The organism is Mycobacterium attenuatum (assembly GCF_900566085.1).
Lineage (GTDB): Bacteria > Actinomycetota > Actinomycetes > Mycobacteriales > Mycobacteriaceae > Mycobacterium > Mycobacterium attenuatum.
The window spans coordinates 23,534-37,566 of the sequence record NZ_UPHT01000175.1 but is presented as its reverse complement, the minus strand read 5'-3'; the positions used below and the strand labels follow the sequence as shown (position 1 = coordinate 37,566).

Genomic DNA, 14,033 nt, shown 5'->3' with positions numbered 1-14,033 from the left:
TTGGTCAGCGGAACTTGGGGTTGGCGAAAGTCCGCAGCGCCCTGGGTGCAACGGTGCACCCAGCGAGCGAGCCGGCATCGATGGTGCGTGGGCGGTAGGCCAATCCCGGCAATCGTTTCGCCATCAGATCTACCGGATCTTGGTGAACAGGTCCCGACATTCCACACAAGAACGCCCATTCATGTTCATCGCTACCGAAATAAACGACTGCACAAAAGGTTTCATGAAAGCGCTGCCACGACCGGCGTAACGAGCCGTTGCGCCACAGGGTTGGGCAGCCGGCCTGGGAAACGACAACCCCGCCGATAGCCCGGCACATCCGCAGGAAATCGGCGTGGTACAGACGGTTGTGCTGAGCTGGCTCGATACCCTCGTCGGGGAGGTCAACCACGACGATGTCGTAGGCTTGGGTGGAGCGTTCCACGAATTCCCATCCGTCGCGGTAATGCACGGTGACCGGGCTTAAACCTCTTTCGGCCCGGTGCAATTCGCTGACCGTGTAGCCGTAGGGCAGGTGCTCGGCGCAGAGCCGAACGGCATCGCGATCGATGTCGACGTGATCGACATGCGCTGCCCCGGCCGCGACGGCCAGCTGACTCACCACGCCTTCGCCGGAGCCGATGATCAGTACCCGCTCGATCTTGTCTGCCAGCAGCATTGCCGGGACCAGCAATGCCTCGTGATACACAAGCTGGCTGAACTCGGTGCTCTGCCGTTCGCCCCCGCTGAACAATGCGACACCCTGCGCCGTTCGCCCGATCAGCAACTCCTGGAACTCGGTACGCACATTGCAGATGACGTCGTCGACTTGCCAATGTCGGCTTAGCCCCGGCGCGAGTTCCTCGACGACGACACGGGCCGGTCCGGGTTCGGTATCGTTGGTGAAATACGTTGGCAGGGGCGGAAATCCATTAAACCCCGCCGACGCGTAGCTCGCGGTGTACGCTCCGGCGTCCTCGATCTGGACACCATCACCGGCGCGCAGCGTCACCGGAAGGGCATAGCTGCGGTACAGCACGTCGTCGCCGTCGCAGGTCGGTCCGGCCACCACGGCATCGTCGGCAGGGTCGCCGTCACGGTCGGTTCGCAGGCGATATCGGATGTATTCGTTCTCGGTCTCGGCGAGTCCGCCGTAACGGCCGATGTCGAGGTACACCCAACGCAGTCCGTCGGTACCGGTTCGCACCGAGACCACCTCGGCGGCAATGATGCCCGCCGAGCCGACCAGCATCCGGCCCGGCTCCACCACCAGCCGGGGACGGTCGGCGCCGAAATGGCGGGTCAACGCGGAAGTAATGGCGTCAGCGAGGACCGGCAGCTGCGGTGCATCGGTCGCATACGGGATCGGGAAACCACCCCCGGCGTTGACTTCCAACGCGCCCCCGAACTGTTCGACAATATCGGCACAGCAACGTATCCCAAGATCCCACGCTGCGGGGTCGAGTTGTTGGGAACCGACATGGAAGGCGATGGCGGCCGGGCGCAATCCCAGTCGCCGGGCACGCGTCAGCAGGTTCGCGGCCGCGTCGGGAGCACACCCGAACTTGTGCCCGAACGGCGTTACCGACGACGGAAACACCGGCGCGATACGGCATTCCACGCTGGCTCCGGGAGCATGCTCGGCGATCACCGCCAAGTCCGCAGTGGTGTCGAACACGAACCGCCGGACCCCGCTGGCATAGGCACGGCCGACCGCGGCCGGCTTCTTGATGGTGTTGCCGAACGCCAGCCGGCTACCGCCGATACCGGCCAACCGGCAGGCGTCGATCTCGCCGAGCGAAGCAACATCAAATTCGGTGCCTTCGCCCGCGAGCAGGCGCAGGATAGGTTCGCCCGGATTCGCTTTGACCGCATAGCGAATCGAAGCCTCCGGCAGGGCGGCTCGCAGCGCTTGGAGGTCGTCGCGCACCCGAGCCAGATCGATCGTCAGATACGGCGTCTCGCGCACAGGACGCAGGGTAACCGGACCTCAGTTAGCCGGATGCGTTGGGAGCGAGAAGTGTTCGGGAGGTACCGTGGGGCCGCTCGGGGGTTGCGTGGACATGAGAGACACCGGCGTTGTAATCCCGTCGACGACCTCGGTGATGTTGCCGGTGAGCCGTTCGAAGTTCAACACTCCGTGCTGGAAGTTCTGCGTGATCCGCAGCGGCTCCTGGATCTCGGCGCTGGTCGGCAGGCCAAGCGGCCCGCGTTCGTAGCTCAGCGAGGCCCAGGCGTCGTAAATGGCGCCGGTGACCGGCTGCGCGCCGGTTTCGGGTGACCAGTACATGGCCCCCTTGGCGAAGGTGACGTACCGCGCGGCGCCAGCCGCCTCGGCCTCCGGCGAGGTCGGTGCGCCCAGCACGCTGTTCATCCCGCCCAGCGCCTGCCAGCGTTCGTAGATCACGCCGCCCTCCAGCGCTTTCAGCAACTCCTCGGGGGGATCGTTGAAATGTGCGGCGATGTCGCGGATTTCATCCATCAGGGCGTAGGCGGTGTTGCCCGGGCAGTCGGTGTTGCCGACGTCGCGGTGGGTGAAGATGGCCGGCAGCCGCGCTATCGCGCCTGCCGGAAAGGTGGTGTAGGAGCTGCCGGCAGACTCCAGCTCCACGGTGCCCTTGGGGTCTACGTCGTCCATGCCCAGCCGCCAGCCGAGCAGCCGCCCGACGGCGCGCAGTTGCAGCGGCGTCGGCGCCACGTCGTCGAAATTGCCGATCATCGCCACGCCCCAGGTGTCGCGGTTGAATCCGCCGGTATGGAATGCCTCGACCGGTTTGGTGAGACCCCCGGCGCTGCCCTCGAACACCTGGCCGTACTTGTCGACGAGCGCGTTGTAGGCGATGTCGCACCAGCCCAGCGTCTTGCTGTGATACGTGTAGATCGCCTTGACGATTCCGGCCGACTCCAGGGGCGAATAGTCGTTGCTGCCGGCGGTGTGGTGCACCACCGCGGCACGAACCGCCCGGTCGTACTGCGGGCTGCCGCAGCGCAGCGATTCGTCGGCTCCCCATTCGGCACGGCTGATGATGGGTGGCGCCTGGCCGGGCATGGTGACCCCGGTCGGTGGTGTCCATTGCGTTAGGGCCGGCGCCTGCGGCGGCGAGATGAGGATCGCGGAGATGTTCTGCCCGAACGGCTGCTCCTTGGTGGCCGGACGGTAGCCCAGCCCGGCCGGGTTTGCCTCGGTAGTAACCGGCGCCTGGGTCACCGGCGCATTGGCCGGGCGGGTGACCGCGATCTGGACCGTCGTGGTGCTGCCGACGAACACCGGATCGGTGCTGCGGGGCCCCGCCGCGGCGTTTGCCGGATCCGAGCCCGGTCCATCGGGCGCGGCGGTTTCATACTCGGCCTGATACCACGGCCCCCACGACCCGTCGGGGCGTTTGGCACGCACGCGCGTCGAGGTGCCGGCCAGGTCACCGGTCAGGGCAACCAGTGAAAACGGAGTGTCCTGAGTCAGTTCGCGGATCGTGACGCCGCCGCCGAGGCCGATCAGCGGCTGCTCCACCAGCTGGGTGTCCCGTGCCGGCGGCCGCTCGTGGGTGCTGTGCGGGGGACGGTTGAGCACCCACGAAACAATGACCATCGTGGCCGCGACGGCGGTGACCAGCATTGTCGGAGCACGGCTGCGGGACGCCACCAGGTGATGTTACTTGTGTGTCTAATGTTTCTTATGAGGCGACACGGTATTTATGTGGAAAACCTGTCGACGACACCGCAGAGCGATGGCGTGCTGGGCGGTCTCCCGTCCGGGGCCACTCTGCGGTGTCGTCAGGTGACAGGTCCCAAGGTTTGTAGGGCAGCAGGGATAGTCAGGCGACTGGTGTGGTCGCCGCGGCTGGTGGCGCCACCACCGGTGCCGCGGCCGCCGGAAGCGCTGGCGGAACCGCGGCGGGCAGGCCGGCGGCGGGTACGCCAGCCGCAGGTGCCGCCGCGCCGCCGTTTTGGATGGCCTGCATGATGGACGGCATCAGCACGCCCTTCAGCAGGTCGATGGCCTGCCCGGCGCCCAGCTGGTTGGCCGCCTGCATCACGTCGTTGAGGAGCCCGCCGCCGCCGCTGCTGCCGCCGAGGCCACCGCCGCCGGTGCCGATCGGGCTGGTGGCCGGCCCGTAGCCGCCGCCTGGTCCGTAGCCCAACGACGGATCGCCCAGGATCGGGTAGGTCCCGTCGGCGCCGGGGTCCAGGCTGGCCGGTGTCGTGATGGGAATCTCGTTGGCGCCGCCGAGTGCCGGGTCTAGCCCCGTAGGGTTCGTCAGCCCGGGTGTGGCTCCGGTGGGGCTGGTCAGCGCGGGGTTGATTCCGGTTCCCGGTGTCGGCGGCGTTATCGTCGTTCCCGGCAGGGCCAACGATCCCGGCGTCGACGGCGTCAAACCCGTCGGACTGGTCAGGCCCGGACTGGTCAGGCCCGGACTGGTCAGGCCCGGACTGGTCAGGCCCGGACTGGTCAGGCCGGTGCCGGCAGCACTGCCGCCGGTCAGGCTCGGCACCGGTGGCAGGTTGATGCCGAACTGCGAAAGCCCTTGCGACAGAGCCGACATCAGCTCGCCGGGCAAATCGGCCACGCTTGCCGCCCGGACAAACTCGTGGTGCTCGGGCGGTTTGGTGCCCACGGTCGATTCGTAAACAAGAAAATATGCACAAGGACTCGCAACTGCCAGGGCCGCGACGGCGCTCATGGTTGTCGAGAGCTTGCGTCGGCGTCGATTCGGCACGGAAGTCTCCTCAATGTGGACTATTTGTTGCGTCGGTTCCTTCCATCTGTCTGCGACGGCGTGAAACCCACGACTCGATGGTACGAGTGAGGTTCGTGTGACTAGAGTGGCTATATCGAATCGTGAGGCAATCGCACCAAAGGTGCGATGTTGGGCTATCGACGGACATGAGAACCTGCGCACCCGGCCCAAACCTGCGAGAACCCTGACTCGGACGAGCCGCCAAGTCGGGTTTTGGCAGCAGGGTCGGATAACCTAGGCAACCGATGACCGCACGATTCGACCTTTTCGTCGTCGGTTCCGGATTCTTCGGCCTGACGATCGCCGAGCGCGTGGCTACCCAGCTCGGCAAGCGGGTGCTCGTTGTCGAGCGCCGCCCGCATATCGGCGGTAACGCCTATTCCGAACCGGAGCCGCAGACCGGGATCGAAGTCCACAAATACGGCGCGCACCTGTTCCACACCTCCAATAAGAAGGTGTGGGACTACGTGCGGCAGTTCACCGACTTCACCGACTACCGGCACCGGGTCTTCGCCATGCACAACGGGCAGGCCTACCAGTTCCCGATGGGGCTGGGCCTGGTCTCGCAGTTCTTCGGCAAGTACTTCACGCCTGACCAAGCGCGGCAGCTGATCGCCGAACAGGCGGCCGAAATCAAGACCGAAGACGCGCAGAACCTCGAGGAGAAGGCCATCTCGCTGATCGGCCGGCCGCTCTACGAAGCGTTCGTCAAGGGTTACACCGCCAAGCAGTGGCAGACCGATCCCGCCGAGCTGCCGGCCGCCGTCATCAGCCGGCTTCCGGTGCGCTACACCTTCGACAACCGGTACTTCAGCGACACCTATGAGGGCCTGCCGGTCGACGGCTACACGGCGTGGCTACAGAACATGGCCGTCGATGACCGGATCGAGGTCAGGCTAGACACCGACTGGTTCGACGTTCGCGACGCGCTGTGTGCGGCCAGCCCGGACGCCCCGGTTGTTTACACCGGCCCGATCGACCGCTACTTCGACTACGCCGACGGCCGGCTGGGCTGGCGCACCCTGGACTTCGAGGTGGAAGTGCTGCCCGACTGTGGTGATTTTCAGGGCACGCCGGTGATGAACTACAACGACCTCGACGTCCCATACACCCGCATCCACGAGTTCCGGCACTTCCACCCCGAGCGCGATTACCCGACGGACAAGACGGTGATCATGCGCGAATACTCCCGGTTCGCCGAAGCCGACGACGAGCCCTACTATCCGATCAACACTGAGGCCGACCGTGCCCTGTTGGCCGCCTACCGGGCCAGGGCGAAGTCCGAGACCGCGTCATCGAAGGTCCTGTTCGGCGGTCGCTTGGGCACCTACCAATATCTGGATATGCATATGGCCATTGCCAGCGCTTTGAGCATGTACGAAAACGTTCTCGCGCCGCACCTGCGCGACGGCGCCGATCTGGACGGAGGCGCGCGGCAATGACCGCCGAAAGCCTGCTGTCCCGCATCATCCTGCCGCGACCGGGTGAACCGCTCGACGTGCGCAAGCTGTACCTCGAGGAGTCGACCACCAACGCGCGGCGCGCGCACGCCACGAGCCGGACCTCGCTGCAGATTGGCGCGGAATCAGAGGTGTCGTTCGCCACCTATTTCAATGCGTTTCCGGCCAGCTACTGGCGACGCTGGTCGATCTGCACGTCTGTGGTGCTGCGTGTCGAGCTCACCGGAGCGGGGCGCCTGGACGTCTACCGGACCAAGGCCACCGGTGCGCGCATCTTCGTCGAGGGCCGGGCGTTCGCCGGCGCTTCGGACTGCCCGCCGGGCCAGCCGCAGGTCGTCGAGGTCGAAGTGGGGCTGCAACCTTTCGAGGACGGCGGCTGGATCTGGTTCGACATCACCACCGACACCGCGGTCACCCTGCTCAACGGTGGCTGGTACGCGCCGACCCCCGCCCCCGGCACGGCCAACATCGCCGTCGGCATCCCCACGTTCAACCGCCCCGCGGACTGCGTCAACGCGCTGGCCGAACTCACCGCCGACCCGCTGGTGGACCAGGTGATCGGTGCGGTGATCGTGCCCGACCAAGGTACCCGCAAAGTCCGCGACCATCCAGACTTCCCCGCCGCCGCGGCCCGCCTGGGCAATCGGCTCTCCATTCACGACCAGCCCAACCTCGGCGGCTCCGGCGGCTACAGCCGGGTGATGTACGAGGCACTGAAAAACACCGACTGCCAGCAGATTCTGTTCATGGACGACGACATCCGCATCGAGCCGGACTCCATCTTGCGGGTGCTGGCCATGCACCGCTTCGCCAAGGGCCCGATGCTGGTCGGCGGACAGATGCTCAACCTGCAGGAGCCCTCGCACCTGCACATCATGGGCGAGGTCGTCAACCGCTCGAACTTCATGTGGACCGCCGCCCCGCACGCCGAGTACGACCACGACTTCGCCGAATGCCCGCTGGGCGACAAAGAGGACAAGAGCAAGCTGCTGCACCGGCGCATCGACGTCGACTACAACGGCTGGTGGACATGCATGATCCCGCGCCAGGTGGCCGAGGAGCTGGGCCAGCCGCTGCCGTTGTTCATCAAATGGGACGACGCCGACTACGGCCTGCGCGCCGCCGAACACGGCTATCCCACCGTCACGCTGCCCGGCGCGGCGATCTGGCACATGGCCTGGAGCGACAAAGACGACGCCATCGACTGGCAGGCCTACTTCCACCTGCGCAACCGGCTGGTGGTGGCCGCGATGCACTGGGACGGTGACATCACCGGACTGGTGCGCAGCCACCTCAAGGCGACACTGAAACACCTTGCCTGCCTTGAGTATTCGACGGTGGCAATCCAGAACAAGGCCATCGACGACTTCCTGGCCGGCCCCGAGCACATCTTCTCCATCCTCGAATCGGCGCTGCCGCAAGTGCATCGCATCCGCAAGGAATATCCCGACGCCGTCGTGCTGCCCGCGGCCAGCGAGCTGCCGCCGCCGTTGCACAAGAACAAGGTGAACAAGCCGCCGGTGAACCCCGTCACCATTGGTTACCGGCTGGGCCGGGGCATCGTGCACAACCTCAAGGCCGCCGACCCGGCCCACCACGCGCGCCCCGAGTTCAACGTGCCGACCCAGGATGCCCGCTGGTTCCGGTTGTGCACGGTCGACGGTGTCACGGTGACGACGGCCGACGGGTGTGGGGTGGTCTTCCGGCAGCGGGATCGGGCCAAGATGTTCGCCCTGCTGTGGCAGTCGCTGCGCCGCCAACGCCAGCTGACCCGCCGCTTCGACGAGATGCGCAGGATCTATCGCGCCGCGTTGCCCGTGTTGTCCAGCAAGCAGAAGTGGGAGACGGTGCTCTTCACGGTGGAAAACCAAGAGCGCCGACATGCCTAAAGCCCGTCCGCTGGGGGCGCCGGCGAGCGGTGAAGTCGCCGCAATTGTGGCCGTACAGTCAGCGCTGAATGAGCGACCGGAGGCGCTGACCGTCGCGCAGGGACTGTCCTACTTCGGCGAACACAGCATCGGTTGGCTGGCCGTGTCGGCACTCGGCGCGGCGCTTTCTCCAGGGAGACGCCGGGACTGGCTGGTCGCCGGCGGCGGCGCCTTCGCCGCCCACGCGGCCGCGGTGGTGGTCAAGCGGCTGGTCCGGCGCAAACGCCCCCATCATCCGGCCGTCGCCGTAAACGTCGGCACACCAAGCCAATTGAGCTTCCCGTCGGCGCACGCCACCTCTACGACGGCCGCGGCCATCCTCATGAGCAGGGCCGTCGGCCTGCCCATCGGACTGGGCGCGGCGGTGCTGGTGCCACCGATGGCACTGTCCCGGATACTGCTGGGGGTGCATTACCCCAGCGACGTCGCCGCCGGTGTGGCGCTCGGCGCTGCCGTCGCGGCCGTTGCGGTGCGACTCGATGTCGGCCTGCAGAGGGGTGTGTCGATATGAGTGAAGACGTGGTGACCGGGCCTCCGGCGAACCTGGTTGTCGGCGTCGTCAAGGCCATGCGGCCGCGGCAATGGGTCAAAAACGTTCTGGTGCTGGCCGCGCCGCTGGCCGCGGCAGGCCGCGGCGTCCGATACGACTACGCCGAGGTGCTGACCAAAGTCTCGGTGGCGTTCGTGGTGTTCAGCCTGGCCGCCTCGGCGATCTACCTGATCAACGACGTGCGTGATGTGGAGGCTGATCGCGAGCACCCCACCAAGCGGTTTCGCCCGATTGCCGCCGGTGTGGTTCCCGAATGGCTGGCCTACGTCATGTCGGCGGTGCTGGGGGTGGCCTCGTTGGGCATTGCCTGGTGGTTGACCCCCAGCCTGGCGGTGGTCATGGCCGTCTACCTGGCCATGCAACTGGGGTACTGCTATGGCCTCAAGCACCAAGCGGTGATCGACATCTGCATCGTGTCGTCGGCGTATCTGATCCGCGCCATCGCCGGTGGCGCCGCCGCTGATATTCCGTTGTCCCAGTGGTTTTTGCTGACCGCGGCGTTCGGGTCGCTGTTCATGGTGGCCGGCAAACGCTACGCCGAGCTGCAACTGGCCGAGCGTACCGGCGCCGCGATCCGCAAGTCGCTGGAAAGCTATACCAGCACCTATTTGCGGTTCGTCTGGACATTGTCGGCCACCGCGGTCGTCGTGTCCTACGGGCTGTGGGCCTTCGAGCGCGACCGGTACTCCGGTTCCTGGTACGCGGTGTCGATGGTCCCGTTCACCATCGCAATCCTGCGCTACGCCGTGGACGTCGACGGCGGCCTGGCCGGAGAGCCCGAAGACATCGCGCTGCGTGATCGGGTGTTGCAGTTGCTGGCGCTGGCGTGGATAGGAACAGTTGGGGCCGCTGTTGCCTTCGGCTAGCTCCAGATTCAAGGCCCTACGGGCCAGCGCGCTGGCCCGCAGGCCGGCCGTCAGGCGGGTCAGGTGGCCGGTTTTTCCCTATGAGCCGGTGGTCCGGATCAGTCTGTGGGTCAGCGTGGCGGTGGTCTGCGCGCTGTTCGGCTGGGGCGCGTGGCAACGACGCTGGATCGCCGACGACGGGCTGATCGTCCTGCGTACGGTGCGTAACCTGCTGGCCGGCAACGGGCCGGTGTTCAACGTGGGCGAGCGCGTGGAGGCCAATACGTCGACGCTGTGGACGTACTTGCTCTACGTGGCCAGCTGGGTGGGCGGGCCGATGCGCCTGGAATATGTGGCGCTGGCCGTGGCTCTGGTGCTGTCGTTACTGGGGGTGGCGCTGCTCATGCTGGGCACCGGCCGGTTGTATGCGCCCAGCCTGCGCGGCCGCCGGGCGATCATGTTGCCAGCCGGCGCGCTCATCTACATCGCGGTGCCACCGGCGCGAGATTTCGCAACGTCAGGGCTGGAAAGCGGGCTGGTGCTGACCTATCTCGGGCTGCTGTGGTGGCTGATGGTGTGCTGGGCGCAACCGCTGCGGGTCCGTCCGCAGGGCCGGGTATTCATCGGGGCGCTGGCTTTCGTGGCGGGATGCAGCGTGCTGGTCCGGCCCGAGCTGGCGCTGATGGGCGGCCTGGCCCTGATCATGATGCTGATCGCGGCGCGGACGTGGCGCCGCCGGGTGCTGATCGTGGTGGCCGGCGGTTTCCTGCCGGTCGCCTACCAGATCTTCCGGATGGGCTACTACGGATTGCTGGTGCCCGGTACCGCGCTAGCCAAGGACGCCGCGGGCGACAAGTGGTCGCAGGGCATGATCTATCTGTCGAATTTCAACCGGCCGTATGCCCTGTGGGTGCCGGTCGTGTTATTGGTGCCGTTGGGCGTGCTGCTGATGCTGGCCCGCCGCCGGCCGTCGTTTCTGCGTCCGGTGATCGCTCCCGACTACGGACGGGTGGCCCGGGCGGTCCAGAGCCCGGCGGCCGTGGTGGTCTTCATGGTCGGCAGCGGGCTGCTGCAGGCGTTGTACTGGATCCGCCAGGGCGGAGACTTCATGCACGGACGTGTCTTGCTGGCCCCGCTGTTCTGTTTGCTGGCTCCGGTGTCGGTTATTCCTGTCGCGCTGCCCGACGGCAAGGACTTCGCCAAGGAAACGGGATACTGGCTGGCTGGGGTGGTGAGCATGTTGTGGCTGGGCATCGCGGGGTGGTCGCTCTGGGCCGCGAATTCGCCGGGGATGGGAGACGATGCCACGCACGTCACCTATACGGGCATCGTTGACGAGCGCCGCTTCTACGCGCAGGCCACCGGGCACGCCCATCCGCTGACCGCCGCTGACTACCTCGATTACCCGCGGATGGCTGCCGTGCTGACCGCGCTTGACCACACCCCCGAAGGCGCCCTGCTGCTGCCGTCGGGCAACTACAACCAGTGGGATCTGGTGCCGATGATCCCGCCGGGAACCGCTCCCGGTATCCCGGCGACCCAAAAGCCGCAACACGCGGTGTTTTTCACCAATTTGGGGATGCTCGGCATGAATGTGGGACTCGATGTCAAGGTGATCGACCAGATCGGGCTGGCAAACCCGCTGGCTCAACACACCGAGCGGTTGAAGCACGGCCGGATCGGCCACGACAAGAACCTGTTTCCCGACTGGGTGATCGCCGATGGCCCGTGGGTGAAGTGGTATCCGGGTGTTCCGGGCTATCTCGACCCTGCTTGGGTCGCTCAGGCGGAGGCGGCGCTGAAATGCCCCGCCACCCAGGCGGTGCTGAACTCGGTGCGTGCCCCGTTGACCCTGCGCCGTTTTATGTCCAACGTGGTGCACTCCTTTGAGTTCACCCGGTACCGGATCGACAGGGTGCCGCTCAACGAACTCATCAGATGCGGCCTCGAGGTGCCCAACGTGCCGCCGGCCCCGGCTCGGGAGTGATCGATAGCGAGTGATAGCGAGTGATTCAGACCGGACTTTCGGGCCGTGCGGGCCTTGCCGCGAAGAATTTCAGCCGAATTGCGACCCGACGTCCGCGACGCATGCGCCCTGGTTGGGCGCGAGACTGACAGCAACATCACATTCGAGCTGTCACCTGCGGGCACCGAACCGCGGGCACATGCGAAAACGAGGCGTCGAGCCGCTGTTTGCGGCCCGAAAATCACCCGGAACCGCCGCCCGCTAACGCTTTCGGCGCGGTGCTCGATGAGAGAACCGACCCCAAGTTGTGGTTGACTACACGGGCACTGCGACGCCGAGCGCGCGCAGTCTGAAGTAGTTGAGGATGCGCCCTATTCACCGGATGCGCCTAAAAGATTGAGGATGAGGAAGCAAGGATGAAGCTTGTTGACAGGTTTCGTGGCGCCGTGACGGGTATGCCGCGCCGACTCATGGTGGGAGCCGTAGGTGCGGCCCTGCTGACGGGTCTGGTCGGTGTCGTTGACGTCACTGGCGGTTCGGCGACCGCGAGTGCGTTCTCGCGGCCGGGCCTGCCGGTGGAATACCTGCAGGTGCCCTCGGCGGCCATGGGTCGCGACATCAAGGTCCAGTTCCAAAGCGGTGGGGCGAACTCGCCCGCGCTGTACCTGCTTGACGGTATGCGCGCCCAGGATGACTTCAACGGCTGGGACATCAACACCCCGGCGTTCGAGTGGTACTACCAGTCGGGCATCTCGGTGGTCATGCCGGTTGGCGGGCAGTCCAGCTTCTACTCCGACTGGTACAACCCGGCCTGCGGTAAGGCCGGCTGCACCACCTACAAGTGGGAGACGTTCCTGACCAGCGAGTTGCCGCAGTATCTGTCGGCCAACCGCCAGGTCAAGCCGACCGGCAGTGCCGCGGTGGGTCTGTCGATGGCCGGGTCGTCGGCGTTGATCCTGGCCGCATACCACCCGGCGCAGTTCATCTACGCCGGCTCGCTGTCGGCACTGCTGGACCCGTCACAGGCGATGGGGCCGTCGCTGATCGGCCTGGCCATGGGTGACGCCGGCGGCTACAAGGCTTCCGACATGTGGGGTCCCAAGGATGACCCGGCGTGGCAGCGCAACGACCCGACGCTGCAGGTCGGCAAGCTAGTTGCCAACGACACCCGCATCTGGATCTACTGCGGCAACGGCAAGCCGTCCGACCTCGGTGGCGACAACCTGCCCGCCAAGTTCCTCGAGGGCTTCGTGCGGACCAGCAACCTGAAGTTCCAGGACGCGTACAACGCCGCCGGCGGTCACAACGCGGTGTTCAACTTCGACGCGAACGGTACCCACGACTGGCCGTACTGGGGTGCTCAGCTCAACGCCATGAAGCCCGACATGCAGCACACACTGGGCGCAACGCCTGGCGGCGGCGGCAACGGCAGCACCCAGGGCACCTAGAGCAAGCTAGGCGTCCGCAAGGCGTCACAAGTCCGCAATCAACGGCGGCGACCCCCAAGGTCGCCGCCGTTGGTCTGTTATCTCCCCTTTATCCCGTCGTGCACGGTGTGGTTAGCTACCTTGCGGGCCGGGCCTCGGTCGCAGCGCTGGACGATGGAGGTGGACATGAGGGGTCTGTCGGTGTTGCTACGGCTGCTCTGCGTTGCGGTGCTGTCGATCGCATTGGCCGGTGTGACGGCGGGGGCCGGAACCACGGGCGCGGCCACAGCCGCCCCCTACGAGACCCTGATGGTGCCGTCGGGCGCCATGGGCCGCGACATCCCGGTCGCGTTCCTGGGCGGCGGTCCGCACGCGGTCTACCTGCTCGACGCCTTCGACGCCGGCCCGGACGTCAGCAACTGGGTTACCGCGGGTAATGCGATGAACACCTTGGCGGGCAAGGGAATCTCGGTGGTCGCCCCGGCCGGTGGTGCCTACAGCATGTACACCAACTGGGAGCAGGACGGCAGCAAGCAATGGGAAACCTTCCTGTCCAGTGAGCTTCCCGATTGGCTGGCGGCCAACAAGGGCCTGGCACCGGGCGGTCACGCCGCCGTCGGCGCCGCTCAGGGGGGCTACGGAGCGATGGCGCTGGCCGCGTTCCACCCGGATCGATTCGGCTTCGCGGGGTCGCTGTCGGGATTCCTGTACCCGTCGAGCACCGCGACCAACGGCGCGATCCTGGCAGGCTTACAGGAATTCGGCGGTGTGGACGGCAATGGAATGTGGGGTGCCCCACAGTTGGGTCGGTGGAAGTGGCACGACCCGTGCGTGCATGTCGCTCTGCTGGCGCAGAACAACACCCGGTTGTGGGTATGGAGTCCCACCAACATGGGGGCCAGCGATCCTGCTGCCATGATCGGCCAGGCCGGTGCCGCAATGGGTGACAATCGGTCGTTCTACCAGCAGTATCGCGTGGTCGGCGGGCACAACGGACACTTCGACTTTCCTGGTGGGGGCGACAACGGCTGGGGCTCCTGGTCGGCGCAACTGGGTGCTATGTCCGGCGATATCGTCGGCGCGATCCGCTAGCGACCCGACGGCGGGATCCTCACCGGCGCGCGCCCCGAACACGCGCGGCG

General features: G+C 66.3%; 10 protein-coding genes. 7 read left to right on the top strand and 3 right to left on the bottom strand.

The window, feature by feature from the left end; translation table 11 throughout:
* Window positions 1–4 precede the first annotated feature (4 nt).
* The 3 genes from EET13_RS32075 to EET13_RS32070 form a co-directional block, all read right to left on the bottom strand.
* A complete protein-coding gene (locus EET13_RS32075; protein ID WP_244604159.1) occupies window positions 5–1,948 on the bottom strand; it encodes a spermine/spermidine synthase domain-containing protein in 1,944 nt (647 codons plus the stop codon).
* Window positions 1,949–1,969: 21 nt separating this feature from the next.
* Window positions 1,970–3,619 (bottom strand): LGFP repeat-containing protein, encoded by a 1,650-nt coding sequence (locus tag EET13_RS28170; protein WP_211189154.1) that lies wholly within the window; start codon window positions 3,617–3,619, stop codon window positions 1,970–1,972.
* 172 nt (window positions 3,620–3,791) lie between these two features.
* Window positions 3,792–4,694 carry a hypothetical protein gene (locus tag EET13_RS32070; RefSeq protein ID WP_244604158.1) on the bottom strand — a complete coding sequence of 301 codons (903 nt, stop codon included), beginning with the start codon at window positions 4,692–4,694 and terminating at the stop codon, window positions 3,792–3,794.
* Window positions 4,695–4,960: 266 nt separating this feature from the next.
* Between EET13_RS32070 and glf the strand changes: the two genes are divergently transcribed.
* The 7 genes from glf to EET13_RS28125 all read left to right on the top strand — a co-directional run bounded on the left by glf (window position 4,961) and on the right by EET13_RS28125 (window position 13,983).
* The gene (gene glf, locus EET13_RS28155; protein ID WP_122445327.1) at window positions 4,961–6,157 is read left to right on the top strand and encodes a UDP-galactopyranose mutase; all 1,197 of its coding nucleotides are present in this window, start codon (window positions 4,961–4,963) and stop codon (window positions 6,155–6,157) included.
* On the top strand, window positions 6,154–8,064 hold the full coding sequence (locus EET13_RS28150) for a glycosyltransferase (protein WP_122445326.1): 1,911 nt from the start codon (window positions 6,154–6,156) through the stop codon (window positions 8,062–8,064). The genes glf and EET13_RS28150 overlap by 4 nt, the downstream gene beginning before the upstream one ends.
* Window positions 8,057–8,614, top strand: coding sequence for a phosphatase PAP2 family protein (locus tag EET13_RS28145; RefSeq protein WP_122445325.1), 558 nt, complete (start codon window positions 8,057–8,059; stop codon window positions 8,612–8,614). The genes EET13_RS28150 and EET13_RS28145 overlap by 8 nt, the downstream gene beginning before the upstream one ends.
* Window positions 8,611–9,519 (top strand): decaprenyl-phosphate phosphoribosyltransferase, encoded by a 909-nt coding sequence (locus EET13_RS28140; RefSeq protein WP_122445324.1) that lies wholly within the window; start codon window positions 8,611–8,613, stop codon window positions 9,517–9,519. Before EET13_RS28145 ends, EET13_RS28140 begins: the two co-directional genes overlap by 4 nt.
* Complete coding sequence (gene aftB, locus EET13_RS28135) at window positions 9,494–11,485, top strand: terminal beta-(1->2)-arabinofuranosyltransferase (RefSeq protein ID WP_211189153.1); 1,992 nt, start codon at window positions 9,494–9,496, stop codon at window positions 11,483–11,485. Before EET13_RS28140 ends, aftB begins: the two co-directional genes overlap by 26 nt.
* 395 nt (window positions 11,486–11,880) lie before the next feature.
* The gene (gene ag85A, locus EET13_RS28130) at window positions 11,881–12,912 is read left to right on the top strand and encodes a diacylglycerol acyltransferase/mycolyltransferase Ag85A (protein ID WP_122445322.1); all 1,032 of its coding nucleotides are present in this window, start codon (window positions 11,881–11,883) and stop codon (window positions 12,910–12,912) included.
* 165 nt (window positions 12,913–13,077) lie between these two features.
* Window positions 13,078–13,983 carry an esterase family protein gene (locus EET13_RS28125; RefSeq protein WP_122445346.1) on the top strand — a complete coding sequence of 302 codons (906 nt, stop codon included), beginning with the start codon at window positions 13,078–13,080 and terminating at the stop codon, window positions 13,981–13,983.
* Window positions 13,984–14,033 lie beyond the last annotated feature (50 nt).

What these genes read in the sequence shown, in the direction of transcription:
- glf (WP_122445327.1), top strand. Translation starts at nt 4,961, where the DNA reads ATGACCGCACGATTCGACCTTTTCGTCGTCGGTTCCGGATTCTTCGGC.
- EET13_RS28150 (WP_122445326.1), top strand. Translation starts at nt 6,154, where the DNA reads ATGACCGCCGAAAGCCTGCTGTCCCGCATCATCCTGCCGCGACCGGGT.
- EET13_RS28145 (WP_122445325.1), top strand. Translation starts at nt 8,057, where the DNA reads ATGCCTAAAGCCCGTCCGCTGGGGGCGCCGGCGAGCGGTGAAGTCGCC.
- EET13_RS28140 (WP_122445324.1), top strand. Translation starts at nt 8,611, where the DNA reads ATGAGTGAAGACGTGGTGACCGGGCCTCCGGCGAACCTGGTTGTCGGC.
- ag85A (WP_122445322.1), top strand. Translation starts at nt 11,881, where the DNA reads ATGAAGCTTGTTGACAGGTTTCGTGGCGCCGTGACGGGTATGCCGCGC.
- EET13_RS28125 (WP_122445346.1), top strand. Translation starts at nt 13,078, where the DNA reads ATGAGGGGTCTGTCGGTGTTGCTACGGCTGCTCTGCGTTGCGGTGCTG.